The following is an 18947-nucleotide window of genomic DNA, read 5'->3' on the forward strand; positions in this document are numbered from 1 at the left end:
CACTTTTTTCTGTTCACATATATGTCAAAGTGCAAAATGGCCCGTTTCTGTTACAATGGGAAGGGAAAGGATGTTGAATTCATGACCGATTTAAATGTTTTTCTGGCATTTGGTGCAGGATTTTTAAGTTTTATTTCTCCGTGCTGCCTGCCTTTGTATCCTGCTTTTTTATCTTATATTACCGGCATGAGTGTGAATGAGCTAAAAAACGACAATGCGATGCTTCAAAAAAGAAGTATGCTTCATACGCTCTTTTTCTTATTAGGCTTTTCTCTTGTATTTATTTTGCTTGGCTTTGGCTCATCTTTTATTGGCCAATTTTTAAAAGAGTGGGACGACCTTATTCGCCAGCTGGGCGCCATTTTTATTATCTTTTTCGGATTAGTCGTGACAGGTATATTACAGCCGAAATTTATGATGTCTGAAAAGCGGGTCGAGTTTAAACATCGTCCGGTTGGATACGTTGGATCAGCGTTAATTGGCTTGGCATTTGGAGCAGGCTGGACACCTTGTACTGGTCCTATTTTGCTTGCGGTTATTTATATGGCCGGCACGAATCCGGACTCTGCTATGCTTTATATGATTGCGTACACTCTCGGTTTTGCCATTCCATTTTTTGTTTTATCTTTTTTTATTGGCCGTATGAAATGGATACGTACGCACAGTGCAAAGATTGTAAAAATCGGCGGGTATGTTATGATAGGAATGGGTATTATCCTGTTTTTTGATTGGATGACAAAGATCATTATGATCCTCACACCGTTATTCGGCGGGTTTACCGGCTTTTAATTTGCACTAAAGGAATGATCAATATGGATTGGATCGTTGCGGCATCATCCGTGGCGGCTGTTTTAATGGGAATTGCGGCTTTAGTTGTCCGAATGAAAGCGGCTAAAAAACCGACCTCGACTAAAAAAATTATTATGCCGCCCCTTTTTATGAGCACAGGTGCGCTCATGTTTTTATTCCCAATGTTTCGGGTAACCGGACTTGAATTGCTGGAAGCAGCGGCTGTAGGGTGCCTTTTTTCATTTTTACTTATTAAAACATCAAATTTTGAAATACGCGGCCAGGACATTTATTTGAAACGGTCAAAAGCGTTTCCGGTCATTTTAATGACGCTGCTCGTCGTCCGAATCGTTGGCAAACTTGTTTTATCCACCTCCATCGATGTAGGGGAACTCGGCGGCATGTTTTTTATTCTCGCATTTGCGATGATTCTTCCGTGGCGGGTAGCGATGTACAAAAAATATAATGTGCTAAAACGCCAGCTTCCGGGTCGTGCCGGAGCTATAACCGAAAAAACAGCCTTTTAAGTGAAGGCTGTTTTTTATTGTATTAAAATAAATGGATGTATGGTGTGACATCGATTTTCATTTCATCGAGTTTTTTTCGTAAGAATTTGTGATCTCTTTTTGGTGTTGCCATAATATAGCCGCGGATAATTAAATCGACGGAAATACGGCGGGCTTTTTCTTTCAAAGCGAGTTCACCGATTTTACCGGCAATTTTATGGCGGGCCACATCACGGAACAATTCCGGAACCGGGCTGACCAATTCCTCAAGCATATTTTTTTCTTCAGACCCCCATAATTTCCGTGTTTTATCTACATAATATTCTTCCCAGTCCATGTCCGACCGGCCATCTTGTTTCGGCATTTTCTTTAAAAATTTCCGGAACATAAAAAATCCGCCAATCGCAAACAATCCTACAAGAATAAACGTCCAGGCGACGATAAAGTATGAAAACCAGCCTTCAAGCATGCTGCAACCCCCGTTATGATGTCTTCTTTGCTTTCATTATACCAAACAGAAGAAGACTTGTTGATTCTTTTCAATATGCTGTTCATTTGATATGATCGGAACATACATACGTACTAGGAGGAAACCGAAATGAAATTTATTCATACGGCTGACTGGCATCTCGGTAAAATGGTGCATGGCATTTCAATGATTGAGGATCAACGCTTTATGCTGCAAAAGCTGATTCGATTAATTGAGCAGGAGCAGCCGGACGCACTCGTTATCGCAGGTGATTTGTATGATCGGTCGGTTCCGCCGGCGTCTGCTGTAAATTTGCTGAATGAAACACTTTTTACGGTTAATGTTGAAATGAATATTCCGATTGTCGCGATTTCCGGCAACCATGACAGTGCGGACCGGCTGGCGTTTGGCTCAACGTGGTTCCGGCAAAATCGTTTTTATCTTGCCGGAAAAATAGAAAAAGAGATGTTTTGTCCCGTTATTGAAGGCGTTCACTTTCACTGTCTTCCTTACGCGGAACCCGGTGTGATCCGGCATTTATTTGGTGATGACTCTGTGCATACCCACCACGATGCAATGAATGTATTGACAGGCCGGTTAAGTGAAAAGATGGATTCGGACGGCATTCATATTGCGGTTGGCCATGCGTTTGTGACAGGGGGCGAAACGAGTGATTCTGAACGCATTTTATCTGTAGGGGGAACAGGGAATGTTGGAGCTGAGCTGTTTGCACCCTTTCAGTATACGGCCCTTGGGCACCTTCACAATCCGCAGGCGATTCAGCACCCGTCCGTTCAATACGCGGGGTCGCTGCTTAAATATTCTTTTTCTGAAGCGGCCCATACAAAAAGTGTGTCTATTGTGGAAATCGATGCCCAAAAGCACGTATCTATCAAAAAAGAAACATTAAAGCCAGTGCGTGAAATGAAGGTAATGACCGGATTTTTTGATGAATTAATGGAAGTTGAGCCCTCTGATGACTATATAAAGATAATGTTAAAAGATGAAGGAGCACTCATCGATCCAATGGCAAAGCTGAAACATAGATTTCCAAATATCCTTCACCTTGAAAAAGCATCTGCCGCACCAACTGCCTTTGAAACGACGGCTTCAGGGAGAAAACGCCAAAATGAGCTGGAGCTTTTTCAGGAATTTTACACCGGTATGACTGGCCTTCCTTTTTCAATAGAAAAAAAGGCGTATATGACGTCAGTAATGGAAGAAGCAAAAAAGGAGGATAACCGCTCATGAAGCCAGTCAAGTTAACAATGACAGCATTTGGTCCATACGCAGGCCAGCAGGTTATTGATTTTTCAGAGCTCGAAAATCGAAAAATGTTTGTCATTTCCGGGAAAACAGGGTCGGGGAAAACGACGATTTTCGATGCCATCAGTTTTGCTATGTACGGGAAGCCGAGTGGGGACCACCGGAGTGCTTCAGATATGAGAAGCCAATTTGCCGATCCAAAACAAATGACGGAAGTCTCTCTTTTGTTTCAATTAAAGGGACGAACGTTTTTTATTCGGCGGACACCGCAGCAGGAAAAGCTGAAAGCGCGGGGTGGTGGAATGACAATGGCAGCGGCGACGGCTGAGCTGTACGAAAAAAAGGCTGACGGAAGTGAGGAACTCCTCGCGGCAAATGTTCGAGATACGGATGAAAAAATGAATGAATTAATTGGGCTCGAGGCAAATCAATTCAGACGAATTTTAATGATTCCACAGGGGGAATTTCAAAAGCTGTTAATGGCTGGGAGCCAGGAAAAAGAAAAGATTTTGCAAAAGCTTTTTCAAACGTCCTTTTATAAACGCGTGGAAGATGTACTGAAAGAAAAATCCGATGCGCTTAAAAAAGAAGCTGGAAAAGCGGCCGACCAGCAAATCGCTCTTTTAAAAAGTCTTCCGGCATATTCATTGGACATGAGTGTGTTGCTTGAGCAGGAAGCCATTCAAAAAGACGCCATCCTGCCGCAGCTGGACGTGGACTTATCTGAAATGAACGAGCAGTATGACTCGTTGCAGCAACGCGTAAAAGCTATAAGCAGCCGCCGTGATTCATTATTAGGTGAACGAGAGCGGGGGCTGGCTCGAAATGCCCAGTTTGACCGATTAGAGAAAGCTTTACAAGAAAAAGAACAGCTCAATGAAAAAAAAGAAGAGATTGAAACACTTCAATCTCAAATGAACCGGGCAGAACGGGCGGAAAAGCTGCTTTCCTATGAAATAATTGAACAAAAAGCGCGTCAAGCGGCCCAAGCGGCTATGAACCGCCGAAATGAAGCAGAAAAAGCGGTGCATGAAGCTGTCCGGTTATTTGAAAAGGCGAATGAACAGCTTAAGAAAGAACAAGAGTTGCAGCCAGCTCGTGATGAATTAGCGAAACAGCTGCAAAAGCTTCATTCCATTAAAGAGGACGTTTATGCGTATCGAAGTGCAGAAGAGGAAACGAAACAAGGCCAAGAACACTTAGAAAAAGCAAAACAAGCCGGTATTCATTTATTGAAAAAGACGCAAGAAATGTCCAGCAATGAACAGGAAGCAGAGCAGTTGCTTCAAGGTTTGCAGTCTTCGAAAGAAACGTATTTAGAAACGGGGTATCTGATCGAAAAATTGAGGGCGCTGCTTGATCAATTCGAAGAGCTGACTGCTGCCCGAAATGTATTGAAAGAACAAGAAAAAGCAGAGGATGCAGCACGGCACCAGGCTGAAAAAACGGCTGCAAATGCTGCTGCCGCATTAGAACAATTACGGCATATCCGGATCGAATGGAATAAAGGGCAGTCGGCCATGCTTGCCCGCCAGTTGAAAGAAGGAGAGCCCTGTTCGGTATGCGGCGCTGTTCATCATCCAGATCCGGCTAAAGCAGATAGCTCTCAAATATCGGAACAAAGGCTTGAGGAAGCTGAAAAAAAAGCGGAGTGCTGCCATCAGGAAAACCGGCAGGCAGAGCAGGAATGGACAGAAGCCCGTTTTTCTTTGAAAAGCGCGCGAGATACAGTAGAGAAGTTAGAAAAGAAACTGCCCGCAGATTTCGGGGTGGAAGAAGCCCTTGGCCGTTTAAAGCAAGCCGAAAAAAATCGCAGACAGGCCGAACAAAATATGGTCAAAAAAGAAAAACTGGAACAGCAGCTTCTTTCTATCAAACAGCAAAAACAACGGCTTACCGTTCAACTGGACCAAAATAGAATAGAAGAAATGAATGCCAATACAGCATTTATTCAATCAAGAAGTACGTTGCAGCGGCTTGAACAAGCCATCCCGGAACGGATGCGGAGCAGTGATTATTTTGTAAAAGAGCTTGAGCGGCTTGAGAAAGAAACAACTCGTCTTCAAAATCAATATGAACAAGCTATGGAAGCCGTTCAAAAAGCAAATACAGCGTGGCGGACAGCTGATTCTGTTTTCAATGAGCGTATGCAGGCTGTAGACGGGGCGGAGTCTGCGCTCAATGAAGCAAATTTTGCTTTTCTTCAAAAGCGCGAAGAAGCCGATTTTGATTCCGTTGAACTTTATAAAGAGGCGAAACAACTCATTGAATCGCTTGCTAGAATGAAAGAAAGGGTAAAGGCATACGAACAAAAGCAGCGCGATCTTCTTTTACTCATAACGGAACTGAAAGCGGCTCTTGATGGAGGCGTTCGGACAAACATTGCAAAGCTGGACGAAGAAATTTCTATGTTGAATGAAGAACTTACCCGCTGGACGGATCAAGCCGCTTCATTGATGGCACAAATAAAAGAATCCATTCGTATTCGTGGAGCCGTTGAAGAAATAGCCGGTCAAATGGCGCAAGCCGAAGAAGCATACCGGCTTGCGGGTCATTTATATGAAGTCGCACACGGGAAAAATGAGCTGAAAGTCACCTTTGAACGATATGTGCTCGCTTCTTTTCTGGAAGAGATCCTTTCTGCGGCCAATACGCGGTTAGCGTTGATGACGAATGGCCGGTTTTTGCTTGAGCGGTTAACAGAGCGGTCGAAAGGAAATGCACAAAGCGGGCTGGACTTGCTTGTGTTTGATCACTATACTGGTGCGAGCCGTCACGTTAAAACATTGTCCGGGGGAGAAAGCTTTAAAGCCGCTCTCGCGCTGGCGCTCGGGTTAGCTGAAGTGGTTCAAAACTATGCGGGCGGCGTATCGCTTGAGACGATGTTTGTTGATGAAGGATTTGGAACCCTTGATCCTGAATCGCTGGATCAGGCGGTTGAAACATTAATGGATATTCAAGCAGATGGCCGTCTCGTCGGCATTATTTCTCATGTACCGGAGCTGAAAGAGCGAATTGATGCACGGCTTGAAGTAGGGCAGTCTAGCACCGGAAGCAAAGCGAAATTTGTTTTCACGGGAGAGCGATAAAAAAACGTTCATAAATTATTCACGATAAACAAATGAAGAACGTTGAGAAATGAGCCCGCTTCCTCTAACATAAAGATATAAAAGCTGTTTGGAGGGAATTTTTTGACATCATTTCGATCTATTTTTATTTCAGTAACCATACTTTTTATGCTGTCTGCATGCAGTAACAGTGATTTTCAAGGGAATATGGACGTAGAAGTCCAAAACTTTACAAATACAAATCAAAATAGTGAAAAAGTCAGCTTAGCGGATCTGAAAGGAAAGGTATGGCTGGCGAACTTTATTTTCACAAACTGCACAACAGTTTGTCCACCGATGACTCGGAACATGAGTGAGGTGCAGGATAAGCTGAATGAGGAGGGGATAGAGGATTACGAAATTGTTTCATTTAGTGTAGATCCAACCCGTGATACTCCAGAAGCGCTGAAAGAATATATTTCCCACTATGAAGCGGATGAAACCAACTGGCACCTGTTAACAGGCTATACAGAGGAGGAGATCGGTACATTCGCGGAGAAAAGCTTTCAAGCAATCGCTATTCCAGACCCAAATTCGGATCAATTTGTCCATGGAACAAGCTTCTATTTAGTCGATCAACAAGGGAAAGCCGTTAAAAGCTATCAAGGAACTAAACAGGGCAGCGAAGATGTTCCATACGATGAAATTGTTCAAGATGTAAAGCAATTATCAAAGCAATGAAATAGGTGGAACTCCGGATGAAAATCCGGAGTTTTTCGTAAAGCAAGTCTTGACTTTTATGGGATTTACAAAAAATTAATATTGATTCTATTGCAGAATAATGGATTAATGTGTAAAATGAATATACAGATATTTATCTGAATAATCTAATTTAAGGGGTGAATAAACATGAACTATGGCTTGTATAAGTTTGGCTCAACAAGCAGCGTCAAGTGTGAGTGTGGATGGGAAGGGCAGCGGGCGGAACTCCGAAGCGCCATGGTCGTGCTCGAACAAACAAAGTGTGGCTCCATTTTTGATGCGGAAGACGTTTATATTTGCCCAAAATGCGGTTCGAGAAAATATTAATCCCTCATTCTTACGTCAAAAATCCTTCTAATTTGAGCCTATCTTTCGAGAAGTCCCTTCACCGATAAAAGTCAAATGCCGCATCAATAAGCGGGTTCCGTTCAATGGAGCCCGCTTTTCCTAATTTTTTTTACAAGTGATCAATCGGCGATTATAATAAACGTAACCTATTGCACCGGAGGAACGATATGTCGAACGATAAATCACATTATTTTGCCCATGAATATGAATCAATCGAAATGCTGGCGGACCGAATTAGCGAGGCGCTCCTTTGTCCCATTACGATAGAAGATGCCAATCATCAAATTATCGCCTACAGCCGTCATGAAGGAGAAATTGATCCGGTTCGGATTGCAACGATCATGAGGCGGAGAGTGCCGGAACATGTAATTAACAGCTTATGGAAAAGTGGTGCGATTCCAACACTTTTTGACACAGAAGAGCCCGTCATTATCCCGGCGATTGACCAAGTGTCTCTCGGTGAGCGTGTTGCCATCTCTGTCCGGAAACAGGATAAAGTGATCGGTTTTATTTGGGCTCAGTCTGGCGCGCATTTTTCAGATGAACAAATAGCGATTTTAAAAGAAGCGGCAAAAGCGGTCAAAAATCAGCTGCTGCAGCATGAAAAACGAAAACGTGCCGCAGAAGAAAGCCATCAAGAATTTTTCTGGAAATTATTAACGGGTCATTTTGCCACCCGAAATGAAGTGGAGCAGTCGAATAAAACGTACGGACTATCGTTAACAGGAAGCTTGTTAGTGATTCTGTTTGATTTTAGCCGTTCGATTGACCGAACGCTTGAAAGGCAAATTGATTATTTGGCTGAAACGCTTCAACAGCTGTCATGCATTGCCCGTACCTATGACGGTGAGCAGCTTGTTATGTTGATCAGATTTAAAGAAATGGATGACTTGGACTCCGTCAGCAGCTACATTGACGATTTCATTGCCAAATCAGCAGAACGTCTTGGTATAACGCCTGCAGGCGCAGCCGGTACAACCGTTCAAAATCCGCTGCGTGTACAGGACAGCTATCAGGAAGCGCTCCATGTTTTTAAAATGAAGCAGCTCTTTTCTACAATCGAACTGCCTCATTGTTTTGACAAACTAGGCATTTTCCAATCGATTGAACAATTCCGTGATATCCGCTTAGGAAAAAGAAATGCGGTTATTGACGCGCTGGATGCATACGACGAGACGCATAACGCAAACATGGCTGAGTCGATTTATATGTTTCTCGCGCATGACGGTAATATAAATGATGCAGCCAAGGTTATGCACGTTCACCCAAACACACTCGCATATCGGCTTAAGCGAATTAGCGAAATTACCGGATTTAACAGCAAAGACATGAACGAAAAAACAATTTTGTATATCGATCTGCTAATCCGGCGTATGGATCATTCGCTATTATAATTGGAACTGTTTAGGGAGATGAGTTTTTTAAATCAGACCGAATCGAGTCTGGTGTGCCAATGACGATTTTCGGTGATTGGACCGGGTCCAGCCACTTCATTAAAGCGATTAAATGAGATTCACTAAGGGCAAGACAGCCAGCTGTCGGTGTAGTGCTTGTGCGCCAGCGGTGAAGAAAAATGGCGCTGCCGGCATTTTTGACAATCGGATTTTCGTTGTAGCGAATGACAATGGCGTGTTTATACAATTCATGATTCAGGCGTTCGAACGATTTCCAGCGTGATGCCGGATTGCCACGGTAATAAATCCATTTGTTATAGTCAGCAGATTTTGGATCATCAACCCAATAGTGAAACTGATTTGTGGCGGTATAACTCGTACGGACGCCGGCTGGTTTTTTCCCGTAGCCGAACATTCGGCCAATTTCGTACATGCCGGTTGGCGTCGCGCCGTCACCTTCTTTTTTGGTGAATGAAAGACCGCTTTTACCCGTTACAGCGGGATAGGTCTTGATAAACTTCCACTTATTTCCGGTTTTTTCGTAAAGACGGATGTTGGCTTTTAAAGACTTGGTGCTTCCTGCCGCAATGATGACTTGCTTGCTGTCTTTTACATGTAAAAGAGCTTCTGCATATGGATCTGCTGCATGCGGGGCTGCCGGAAAGAGTGTGGCGGCTAGAAGAATACATAAACTTGCTGCAAGAATTCTACGCAACCAAATAACCTCCTTTTCTAGTAAGATAAAAAAGCAGACGGACCATTCCGTCTGCTCCTCTTTTTATTTTAACCCAGTATTAGCTTTCACTGCTACCTCTGCGTATTTGCGTTCATCTGCTTTTGCAGAAACGACAGATCCGATATAACCCGCAATGAAGCCTGCCGGTACGGAAATAATCGCTGGATTTGTTAATGGAAACAGTGCTGTTCCTGTTAAAATAGCTGTACCTTCAGGACTCCAAATATTCGGGCTCAATGCAACGAGCACAAGAGCAGTAACTAATCCTGTTACCATTGCAGCGAGAGCACCCGTTGTATTAAAACGCTTCCAATAGATCGTGTAAATAATGACTGGCAAGTTGGCGCTTGCTGCGATACAAAATGCAAGCGATACAAGGAAGGCAACGTTCATCGATTGTGCACCTAAAGCCAAAATAATCGAGAAGACGGATACAGCAATGGAAGCAAAGCGGGCTGCCTTCATTTGTTCTTTTTCCGTAACCTTGCCTTTTTTAATAATTTGTCCGTAAATATCATGGGCAAAAGCGGAGGCACCCGATAAGACGAGACCGGCTACAACTGCTAAAATAGTGGCAAAAGCAACAGCGGATACAAATGACATAAGCAAGTCACCACCAAGTGCCTGAGCGAGAAGCGGAGCGGCCATGTTCCCAGCTGCATTCGCTGCTATAATGTCTTCAGATCCCACAAAAGCAGCAGCACCAAAACCAAGGAAAATGGTTAAGATATAAAATATTCCTACGATCCAAGTTGCGTAAACAACAGAACTGCGGGCTGTTTTTGCGTCTTTTACTGTAAAGAAACGCATAAGAATGTGCGGCAGCCCTGCTGTTCCAAATACAAGCGCGATCATCATTGACATCGTATCAATGCCATTTGTGTATTTAACACCGGGATTAAGGAATGCTTCGCCGGCAGGTGTAACAGACTTCATGTCGCTGAACATTTTAAAAATATTAAAATCAAATTTCATTAAAACAAGGAATGAGATAATAATTGTTCCAATCATTAATAGAACAGCTTTAATAATTTGTACCCAGCTTGTGGCAGCCATTCCGCCCCACAAAACATAGGTAGTCATCATAATGCCTACAAGCAAAACAGCGATCCAATAATCGATGCCAAGCAGAAGCTGAATGAGTGCACCGGCCCCAACAAGCTGGGCAATCATATAAAATAAAACGATTGTTAATGTGCTGACGGCTGCGGCTCCCCGAATTTTTTGCTGATTGAACCGGGCAGTAATCATGTCGGCGAGTGTATATTTACCGAGGTTGCGAAGGGGCTCAGCCACAATATATAAAACAACCAGGTAAGCAACGAGATACCCGATACTATAGAAAAATCCGTCAAATCCATTTAAAGCGATGGCTCCGGCAATACCAAGAAAAGAGGCGGCTGAAAGGTAATCACCAGCGATTGCGATCCCGTTTTGCCAACCGGTCAGTCCGCCGCCTGCAGTGTAAAATTCGCTGGCTGAGTTTGTCCGCTTGGAAGCAAGATATGTAACATAAAGAGTTAATCCGACAATTGCGGCGAAGAAAAAGAGTCCAGCAATACTCATAGACGATCACCTTCCGATTTGTTGTGTTTAGTTAAAACTTGATCTGCTTCTGTGTCAAATTGATTTGCTTTTTTGACGTACATCATGCATAGCGTCCATGTCATAATAAACTGTGCCAGGGCAAATATCCATACCCACGAGATGTCGCCAATCGCTGGCTTGTTTAAAACGGTGGAAAATGAAGTTAAGAGCGGCAGTGTAAAGTAAAACAATAAGAAAAAGACAGTAACCGGAAGTAAAAAATTGTTCTTCTTTCTGACCAGTGACTTAAACTCTGGGCTGGCTGCAATCGTTTCATAATCATGATTCCGCTGCGGCTGTACAACATGTTCGACTTTCTGCTCCATAATAGATCTCCCCTAGGTCGTAATCAATTCTGTAATCGCTTTCAATTCAGAATTGTACCTTTATTCTAAAAAAACAATCACGGATTAGCAACTATTTTCGATAAAAAAGTGAATTTTTTGTGAAAAAAGACTAATTGGTCAGAAAAATAGTCTTTCATTTTCTTTCCAGTCTATTTCGTGTACAATCAAAAAAAAAGACACCAAATGGAGCGGATCAACATGACGGAAATAAAATCGGTTGGAGTGGCTGTATCGAGTTTAACGGGTGAGAGGCTCCGGATTATTCATGCTATTCTTTACTCAATTCAAGCAAAGGAACTGCTTACATTAAAAGCGAAAAGCCGTTTTTCAAAAGAAGAGACCGTCCCTTATTTTAAAGCGATCGCCGATGAAATGAAAAAGCGAAGCAGCATTCCGGACTCTGTTTTGCAGCTGGATGTATTTATCGCTTTATCTAAATTGATGAAATTGCCGGCTGCACGCTTAAGCGAAAAAGAAAAAGTAATGGCATATGCGGCAGAGATGAGCAATAAGTGGTTTGAGAAAAAAGTGAAAAAAGATCCATCCGCTGAAGAGCAGTTTGAAGCATCTCTCTTGTCAAATAAATTAGAGTTTATGCTTCATTATGAATACGTGCAGCTACTGGAACGGTTTTTGAAAAATGAAAAAGTAAATGAAGAAAAAGAACCGCTGCAAGAAAACATCCGGCGTTATTGGGGGCAGCTTCCAGACTATAAAAAAGTGCAGATTTTTGAGCACTTGAAAATAAGCCATGATGCCTCATTTGATGAGATCATTGCAGAAACAGGTACAGCATCGCTTCTCTTTGAAATTGGGACACGCTCAGGCTTCGACATGTATCGCCGCATCTTCCCGTCTATCCATAAAGATGTGCCGCCGGGCCTGCCAAAAGAATTATGGATTCTTCACCCCGATGCTTTATTTACAACAGATGCGGCGATCAAAACCTTATTATCAGGAAGCTGGTCGTTACCGGCAGCCATGCTGCTTTTGTATATACCAGATGAAAATGCTCAACCGATTGATGAATCGGTTTTGGCCTCTGAGTGGACAACGAGAGAATCTGCTTATCTGTTGCTGCTGAGACAAATAAATGAACTGAAAATAGAGCAGCAAAAAGAAGAAAAAAACATTGCTCAACTTAAGAAAGAGCGTGCTTTAGCGGAAAGTGCTGAAGAACGTGCGCGTGCTATTTACCATAATTTGCGCGAACGATTGATTGTGCTGTTAAAAACAGATGATGCCCGCCCGTATTTAGGAGATGTAAGTATAACCAATACACGTTTAAGGGAAAAATTATCGCGGGTAACCGCAAAAATAGAAGCGAACAAATCAAAAACAGGTGTATTAAAAGTGACCGGTGCATGGCTCTCGAATGCTTATTGGCAGACAGAAAAAAACACATTAGAAAAAAAACTTCAAACCTCTTACGAAAAAATGGCAGATGAAGTAATGGAAAAGTATCCATATTATGAAGCTGATTTAATTGGGGAGTTAACAGCAGCGCGTACAACCGCAAACGGCTGGCAGTTCGAAAGCAGTCGGCTCAGAAAAAAAGAAGAAGAAGCATTAAAATCTTTATCGGAAATGAAAAGTGAAGAGCTGAAACTGCGTGAAAAAGCGGCGGAATCCGCTTCCAAAACACCAGGTTTAAAACAGCTGGACGCTGAAAAAGTACTTGCTGAGAGTCCTATCGCTTGATAGGACTCTTTACTTTTGATACCTTATTAAAGGTGTCTCAAAAAGAAACGCGACATTATAACTATTTTATTTTGCAATGGATGCATAATATGGAAGGGGAAATGTATGAAAAAAATATCAACCGTTTTTTGGTGGACCGCGGCATTAGTCATGGCTGCCACAGTGTTTGGAGCGGCCGCTCCTGAATCATTCGGTGCAGTGACGGCGAATGTGCAAGGATTTATTACGTCCGCATTTGGGTGGTACTATTTGATTTTAGTATCTGTTGTTGTTTTATTCTGTCTTGTACTTGTATTTAGTCCAATCGGTCAAATTCGACTAGGACAGCCGGGTGAAAAGCCAGAATACTCGACTGCCACATGGTTTGCGATGCTGTTTAGCGCTGGGATGGGAATTGGTCTCGTCTTTTGGGGTGCGGCTGAACCGCTTAGCCATTACGCGATTTCAAGTCCGCTTTCAGAACCAGGAACAGATGCAGCGCTTCGGGAATCATTGAGATATTCGTTTTTCCATTGGGGTCTCCATGCATGGGCCATTTATGCAGTCGTGGCATTAGCGCTTGCATATTCCCAGTTTAGAAAAGGAGAACCGGGACTGATCAGTCGAACATTGAAGCCGGTACTCGGAAAGTATGCTGAAGGATGGATTGGCACAGTCATTGATGTGATTGCTGTTTTTGCCACTGTTGTTGGGGTTGCCACAACGCTTGGCTTTGGCGCAGCACAAATTAATGGCGGTCTTTCGTATTTGTTCGGGGTACCTGTTTCATTTACAGTACAGCTTATAATTATTGCGGTTGTAACTGTTTTGTTCATCATGTCCGCCCTGTCCGGACTGGGTAAAGGGATTAAGATTTTAAGCAACGCAAACATGGTCCTAGCGATTGTATTGCTTGTTTTAATGCTGTTTCTTGGACCAACCATGTTTATTTTAAATATGTTTACAGATACAATCGGTTCATATTTGCAAAACATCATGCAGATGAGTTTTCAAATTGCGCCGCTTAATGAAGAGCACAACAGCTGGATTAACGGCTGGACGATTTTCTACTGGGCATGGTGGATTTCCTGGGCGCCATTTGTCGGCGTATTTATCGCCCGGGTATCCCGCGGACGGACCGTACGGGAATTTTTAATTGGTGTCCTGCTTATGCCTTCATTGGTGAGCTTTTTCTGGTTTGCAGTGTTTGGTGCATCCGCCATGAATCTTCAAATGGAAGGCGCAGCAGACTTAACACAATATGCGACAGAAGAAGTATTGTTCGCTGTATTTGATGAGCTGCCACTGTCGCAATTACTATCCGTGGTTGCCATTTTGCTTGTTTCTACTTTCTTTATTACATCAGCGGACTCTGCTACTTTTGTGCTCGGCATGCAAACAACGTATGGATCGTTGACACCGCCAAACAATGTAAAAGTCACATGGGGCATTTTCCAATCGCTTATTGCGGTTGTGCTTTTATACAGTGGCGGACTGCAGGCGCTTCAAAATGCAGCCATTGCTGCAGCGTTTCCATTTTCAGTTATCATGATTTTAATGATGGTTTCTCTTTATAAGGCATTTTTACTAGAACGAAAAGAAATGCGCAAAAAAGACGGGCGGAGACCGCTCACATAATGATTATAAATCCCTCATCGTTTCCCGGTGGGGGATTTATTTTGCTTGAAGTTTTGTTCGGTCTTTTCTATGATGGGTTAAGCACGAGCATTAAAGGAGTTAAAAATATCATGGCAAAAAAAAGAAGAAAACTGAAGAAACGGGCATACGGCTGTCTGGCGGTTCCATTTTTATTTGCAGCCGTTCTTTTGCTGGCCGTTTTTTCAATGACGGACAAAACACCGAAATTCCTGCAGTCTAAATCGATCCCTGAAGAGTACATTCCCATTTATAAAGCTGCAGCATCAGAGTATGGAATTCAATGGGAGCTTCTTGCGGCGCATCACCGGGTAGAAACAAAATTCTCTACGATGGATCCGATGATTTCTCCGGTTGGCGCAGAAGGGCCGATGCAGTTTATGCCATGTACATTTGTCGGATGGGAACACCCGACATGCAGCGGTCTTGGTGAAGGTGATATTCCTGAAGCGGAAAAAACAGATCCGAATGTGATTGCAACATACGGGGGGTATGGGGTAGATGCAAACGGAGACGGCAAAGCAGACCCGTTTAATTTAGAAGATGCTGTTTACAGTGCAGCGCATTATTTAAGCGAAAATGGGGCAGCGGATGGTGACGTTGAACGGGCGATTTTTGCGTATAACAAAAGCGATCAATATGTGACGGACATCTTATATTACGTAGATGAGTACACAAAACAGGAACAATAATAAAATCCGCCGGGTGCCCGGCGGATTTTATTATTGTTCTCAGACTGTTGACAAAATCTTCTTTCATAAAAGAAAAGTTTATACAAAGTGAGACATTCTTGCCAATTGAAGCTGTATTATTTGTTCCATGGATACCGTAATGAGGTTTTGACAATCCCATCCAAAGCACTCTAAAAGGACTTTGATGGCTTAATTAACATTTTGATTAACTGAGTCAGGGTAAGAACAACAGGGACTGCAATGACGGCATCCCAAAAATTAATATGTATTGTGGGGAAATCCATTAAGGTATCATGCTGGTTTTTCGTGTTTTATTCAGAATACGCACATTATGCGTAGTAAGTAGGAAGAAACATGAAAGGAATAAAAAAGGACTGTATGTATGTTATACAGTCGCTCTATGTTTAGCAAGGAGGTAAAGAAAACTGAGTTAATTCAAAAACGTTTTAAGGATAGGTATTAGCATTTATCAATACCCGCCTCCTACGTAAGACGCACCGATGATGATTAACAGAATAAACAAAACAACAACCAGTGCAAAGCCAGATCCATATCCACCTTTATGTTCAGACATAATTAACACCTCCTTCTTAAATATACTATGAAAAAGGACAGATGAATCTTGTGCGAATGGCCTTGCCCGAATAAAAAAGTATGATCTGGAATAAGGATGCGGGCGGCGTTTCATTCATTTGGTAATTATACTTTCCAGTTTAAGTGTGAGTGCCGAAAGCGTTCATAATGATAATCATTCCGTCACCGAGACGGCTCAAAATAACAATGTGACTGATAACGTTGCTGATGAGGACGATGATGACGCCATAGATTGAGGTTGGCTTGCCCTTGCAGGTTTAAAAAGACGAGATGACAGAAAATAGTGATCAAAAAGCATCCTGCGGGGTGCTTTTTTGCTCCAAAACGAACAAAAGTTAAAGAAGGGAGAGTGAGAGTTTTTTCTCCTGTAATGAATGAATCTCTTCACAGGCTGAGGAAAGAAGAATTGCGGCGCCAAGCTTTAGATGAAGCTGAAACATAGCTGATTTCTCCTCAATAGGTTAGAATAAACAGTAAAATATAATTTTAGATTAGCCGTAGGGAGGCATTAAGGTGTATAGGAATAAAGAACTGCATGAATTCCTTTTAGAAAAAGCTTGGGAACTGACTGAAGATTGGTATGAATCGTTAGATAAAAGTGAGCCTTTTGGGGTTTATTCCAATACTGACCCTGAAGCTGTTAAATTATTAAAAAAACAAAATTATGAACTTCATGTACAGTTCTTTCAATTGTTTGTTCAAGAAGAATCAATGTTCATACAGGATTTTGAAGATTGGATAATTAGGGTTGCGAACGACGGGCAGCATTTAGCAACGCCTACTCATTCTATGTTAAGAGAGTTTTTTAGAGTTCGGGGGAAATACTTAGATTATATAAAAGAGTTTGTCTCTCTAAATAGGGGGAAGTATTCACAAGAAGTGATTGATTTATGGAACGAAAAAGTTTTTGAGACTATGGATAAGGTCGTCATCTGGTTTATGGAAGAGCATTATAAGTTTTCAACACAAAGATTGCAATGCCAACAGGAAATGATTAATGAATTAAGCTCACCTGTTATCACTCTTAATAAAAACATAGCATTACTTCCACTGGTTGGAGACATCGATACAGCACGTGCAAAATTTATACTCGAAAATACGTTAGAACAGTGTTCTCAAAAAAGAGTGACTCATCTCCTTATCGATTTATCCGGTGTAGTTATGATTGATACGATGGTAGCCCATCAAATCTTTCAAGTAATCGATGCGTTGAGTTTAATTGGAGTAAAAACGACTCTCTCAGGAGTACGGCCAGAAATAGCGCAGACCGCTATTCAACTTGGACTTCGTTTTGATAACGTATCGATTACATCTACGCTCTCCAAGGCTATAAGTTCTTCTTCTATAAATGGTTAACATCTTTTATAATCCAGCAGGCCATGATTTTTTGAAATATATAGAAGAAAAAGTGCAAAAGAGTCCGGGTGAGGGACTCTTTTTTGAGCATCTATTCAAACTTTAAATGTCGCTCCCACGTCGTCCCAAAAAAACTGGGAAGAAATACAGGGTTTTTAATAAAATTGAATTTATTCTACAACCTACTGTTCTTTTTTATTATAGTAGTCGACAGCGAACTGAGCGCCTTCTTCGACCATCTTGTTGTCCGCAATATCGTCCGGATGAGGATTGCCCGCTTTTTGAACAGGGAATTTTTCATCCGATGGAATCGATTCACCATTTAACTTTTTCTTTGCCTGTGACATCCAGCCATCAAATTTTGACCGATTTTCTTCTTTGGAAAGCCACCATGCGGCTGCACCGGCTCCAACGAGAAGATAGCCAAGCCCGCCATTTTTTTGTTTTTTATTTACATGATTGTTGTACATAAAAAAAATCCTCCTTCATAGCTGCCAAAAAAGGCGCTTGCTTGAAAATAGTTTACCCGCGTTTTTTCTATTCAAAACATAGATGGATTAAAAATAAAACGGTTTGAAAGCAATGAAAAAGGGTAAGGATGATGTGTTAGAGAGAAATAATAAGGAGGGGTGCAGCTGCATGGAACATTCATTTCACTCTTCGCAATGGAAATGGAAAGAATTTGATATAAAAAATGATGCGCAGGCAAAAGAGCTCGCCAAAAAGCATCATACATGCAAAAAATGGGTTAGGGATGTACAGAAGAATGACACTAATTCTCTTGAAATGTATACAGGAATGCCTGACGAAGAAGTGCTTTGGGGCTCACTTGTTTATTTACAGCACGCAGACGAAAAAGACAATCGGCATGTTTTCCATTTTTATTTGACGCGCGATCAAATGATCACAGCTAATTTAGACTTATCGAAGCTAGATTATGCAAACGTGAAAGCGATGAAAGAAAAAATGCACCATTCTGAAACACCGATAGAAGGATTCTTTGTGTTAATCGGGGAGATCATGGCACATTTTTTAATAGAAATCGATACATTTGAAGTGAAACTGCGGGATTTATTGTGGGGGATAAAAGAAAGAAACAATACGAGTATTTTGGATCGGGCGGCTAATACAGATCACGAATTGCTAATTTGGAAAAACCTTATCATTCCAATGATGGAAATTCGGATGGCAGTGGAAGAGGCGTTTGGTGACGAAGTGATAGAAGGCAGACAATTTAAACGGACGAAACGGCGAATAGAGCGTGCAAGGTCGCTTATACGTGAATATGAGGAAGAAATCGATGCGCTGCTGGATCTTGAAAATGTTGTATCGACACACCGCGGAAATGAAATTATGAAAACACTCACGGTTATCACGACGTTATTCACACCGGTTATGGCTCTCGGCGCGATCTGGGGCATGAACTTCAAGCATATGCCGGAACTCGAATGGAAATACGGTTATTTATTTTCAGGTGTGTTAATTGGATTGTGTACAGTGGCGCTTTATATTTTCCTGAAGAAAAAAGGCTGGATGGGAGATATTCTGGCTGTCCGCAGCAAAAAATCATTTTTTAAGTGATTCGTTTTTCTTATGGACAGTGATAAATTTCTTGTTATTTACTTATATCGGTGGATGTAATAAGATAAAAGGTGTGGAAATTAGAACAAAATAAAAAACTAGTTTTCTAATTGTCTTACATTACATATTCAACTTAA

Annotated in this window: 18 protein-coding genes and 1 pseudogene; 12 read left to right on the forward strand and 7 right to left on the reverse strand. The window is 42.1% G+C overall.

Annotated features, from left to right (window positions below):
• Positions 1-81: 81 nt before the first annotated feature.
• Together BA724_RS05005 and BA724_RS05010 are read left to right on the forward strand one after the other, a co-directional pair.
• Entirely contained in the window at positions 82-789 is a 708-nt protein-coding gene (locus BA724_RS05005) for a cytochrome c biogenesis CcdA family protein (RefSeq protein WP_069937571.1), read from the forward strand.
• Between the two features lie 23 nt (positions 790-812).
• A complete protein-coding gene (locus BA724_RS05010; protein ID WP_069937572.1) occupies positions 813-1316 on the forward strand; it encodes a CcdC family protein in 504 nt (167 codons plus the stop codon).
• A gap of 22 nt (positions 1317-1338) precedes the next feature.
• On the opposite strand, the gene BA724_RS05015 is transcribed toward BA724_RS05010, so the two are convergent.
• The gene (locus tag BA724_RS05015) at positions 1339-1764 is read right to left on the reverse strand and encodes a DUF2621 domain-containing protein (protein ID WP_069937573.1); all 426 of its coding nucleotides are present in this window, start codon (positions 1762-1764) and stop codon (positions 1339-1341) included.
• A gap of 129 nt (positions 1765-1893) precedes the next feature.
• On the opposite strand from BA724_RS05015, the gene BA724_RS05020 reads away from it, so the two are divergent.
• The 5 genes from BA724_RS05020 to BA724_RS05040 all read left to right on the forward strand — a co-directional run bounded on the left by BA724_RS05020 (position 1894) and on the right by BA724_RS05040 (position 8581).
• Positions 1894-3015, forward strand: coding sequence for an exonuclease SbcCD subunit D (locus BA724_RS05020; protein ID WP_069937574.1), 1122 nt, complete (start codon positions 1894-1896; stop codon positions 3013-3015).
• Positions 3012-6119 (forward strand): AAA family ATPase, encoded by a 3108-nt coding sequence (locus BA724_RS05025; protein ID WP_069937575.1) that lies wholly within the window; start codon positions 3012-3014, stop codon positions 6117-6119. The genes BA724_RS05020 and BA724_RS05025 overlap by 4 nt, the downstream gene beginning before the upstream one ends.
• A gap of 102 nt (positions 6120-6221) precedes the next feature.
• Positions 6222-6818, forward strand: a complete 597-nt coding sequence (locus BA724_RS05030; protein WP_245676148.1) for an SCO family protein — start codon at positions 6222-6224, stop codon at positions 6816-6818.
• 168 nt (positions 6819-6986) lie between these two features.
• The gene (locus BA724_RS05035; protein WP_069937576.1) at positions 6987-7166 is read left to right on the forward strand and encodes a hypothetical protein; all 180 of its coding nucleotides are present in this window, start codon (positions 6987-6989) and stop codon (positions 7164-7166) included.
• A gap of 188 nt (positions 7167-7354) precedes the next feature.
• Complete coding sequence (locus tag BA724_RS05040; protein WP_069937577.1) at positions 7355-8581, forward strand: PucR family transcriptional regulator; 1227 nt, start codon at positions 7355-7357, stop codon at positions 8579-8581.
• A gap of 10 nt (positions 8582-8591) precedes the next feature.
• On the opposite strand, the gene BA724_RS05045 is transcribed toward BA724_RS05040, so the two are convergent.
• From BA724_RS05045 to BA724_RS05055, 3 genes are all read right to left on the reverse strand, one after another.
• Positions 8592-9296, reverse strand: coding sequence for a L,D-transpeptidase family protein (locus BA724_RS05045; RefSeq protein ID WP_245676150.1), 705 nt, complete (start codon positions 9294-9296; stop codon positions 8592-8594).
• A 63-nt stretch (positions 9297-9359) separates the two neighbouring features.
• A complete protein-coding gene (locus tag BA724_RS05050) occupies positions 9360-10883 on the reverse strand; it encodes a solute symporter family protein (RefSeq protein ID WP_069937578.1) in 1524 nt (507 codons plus the stop codon).
• Positions 10880-11230 carry a DUF485 domain-containing protein gene (locus tag BA724_RS05055; protein ID WP_069937579.1) on the reverse strand — a complete coding sequence of 117 codons (351 nt, stop codon included), beginning with the start codon at positions 11228-11230 and terminating at the stop codon, positions 10880-10882. The genes BA724_RS05050 and BA724_RS05055 overlap by 4 nt, the downstream gene beginning before the upstream one ends.
• 219 nt (positions 11231-11449) lie before the next feature.
• On the opposite strand from BA724_RS05055, the gene BA724_RS05060 reads away from it, so the two are divergent.
• The 3 genes from BA724_RS05060 (at position 11450) to BA724_RS05070 (ending at position 15279) form a co-directional block, all read left to right on the forward strand.
• Complete coding sequence (locus tag BA724_RS05060; protein WP_069937580.1) at positions 11450-12952, forward strand: hypothetical protein; 1503 nt, start codon at positions 11450-11452, stop codon at positions 12950-12952.
• A gap of 105 nt (positions 12953-13057) precedes the next feature.
• Complete coding sequence (locus tag BA724_RS05065; RefSeq protein WP_069937581.1) at positions 13058-14569, forward strand: glycine betaine uptake BCCT transporter; 1512 nt, start codon at positions 13058-13060, stop codon at positions 14567-14569.
• A gap of 110 nt (positions 14570-14679) precedes the next feature.
• Positions 14680-15279 carry a lytic transglycosylase domain-containing protein gene (locus BA724_RS05070; RefSeq protein ID WP_069937857.1) on the forward strand — a complete coding sequence of 200 codons (600 nt, stop codon included), beginning with the start codon at positions 14680-14682 and terminating at the stop codon, positions 15277-15279.
• 88 nt (positions 15280-15367) lie between these two features.
• On the opposite strand, the pseudogene BA724_RS19205 reads toward BA724_RS05070, so the two are convergent.
• Positions 15368-15457, reverse strand: a pseudogene (locus BA724_RS19205) (L,D-transpeptidase); the annotation flags it as partial.
• A 291-nt stretch (positions 15458-15748) separates the two neighbouring features.
• Positions 15749-15853 (reverse strand): YjcZ family sporulation protein, encoded by a 105-nt coding sequence (locus tag BA724_RS17865; RefSeq protein WP_083256080.1) that lies wholly within the window; start codon positions 15851-15853, stop codon positions 15749-15751.
• A gap of 533 nt (positions 15854-16386) precedes the next feature.
• Between BA724_RS17865 and BA724_RS05075 the strand changes: the two genes are divergently transcribed.
• On the forward strand, positions 16387-17229 hold the full coding sequence (locus BA724_RS05075) for an STAS domain-containing protein (protein ID WP_069937582.1): 843 nt from the start codon (positions 16387-16389) through the stop codon (positions 17227-17229).
• Positions 17230-17411: 182 nt separating this feature from the next.
• Here the strand turns inward: BA724_RS05075 and BA724_RS05080 are convergent, their stop codons facing one another.
• Entirely contained in the window at positions 17412-17699 is a 288-nt protein-coding gene (locus tag BA724_RS05080) for a hypothetical protein (RefSeq protein ID WP_069937583.1), read from the reverse strand.
• Between the two features lie 169 nt (positions 17700-17868).
• On the opposite strand from BA724_RS05080, the gene BA724_RS05085 reads away from it, so the two are divergent.
• Positions 17869-18810 carry a magnesium transporter CorA family protein gene (locus tag BA724_RS05085; RefSeq protein WP_069937584.1) on the forward strand — a complete coding sequence of 314 codons (942 nt, stop codon included), beginning with the start codon at positions 17869-17871 and terminating at the stop codon, positions 18808-18810.
• Positions 18811-18947 lie beyond the last annotated feature (137 nt).

The organism is Domibacillus iocasae (assembly GCF_001750285.1).
GTDB classification, from domain to species: domain Bacteria; phylum Bacillota; class Bacilli; order Bacillales; family Domibacillaceae; genus Domibacillus; species Domibacillus iocasae.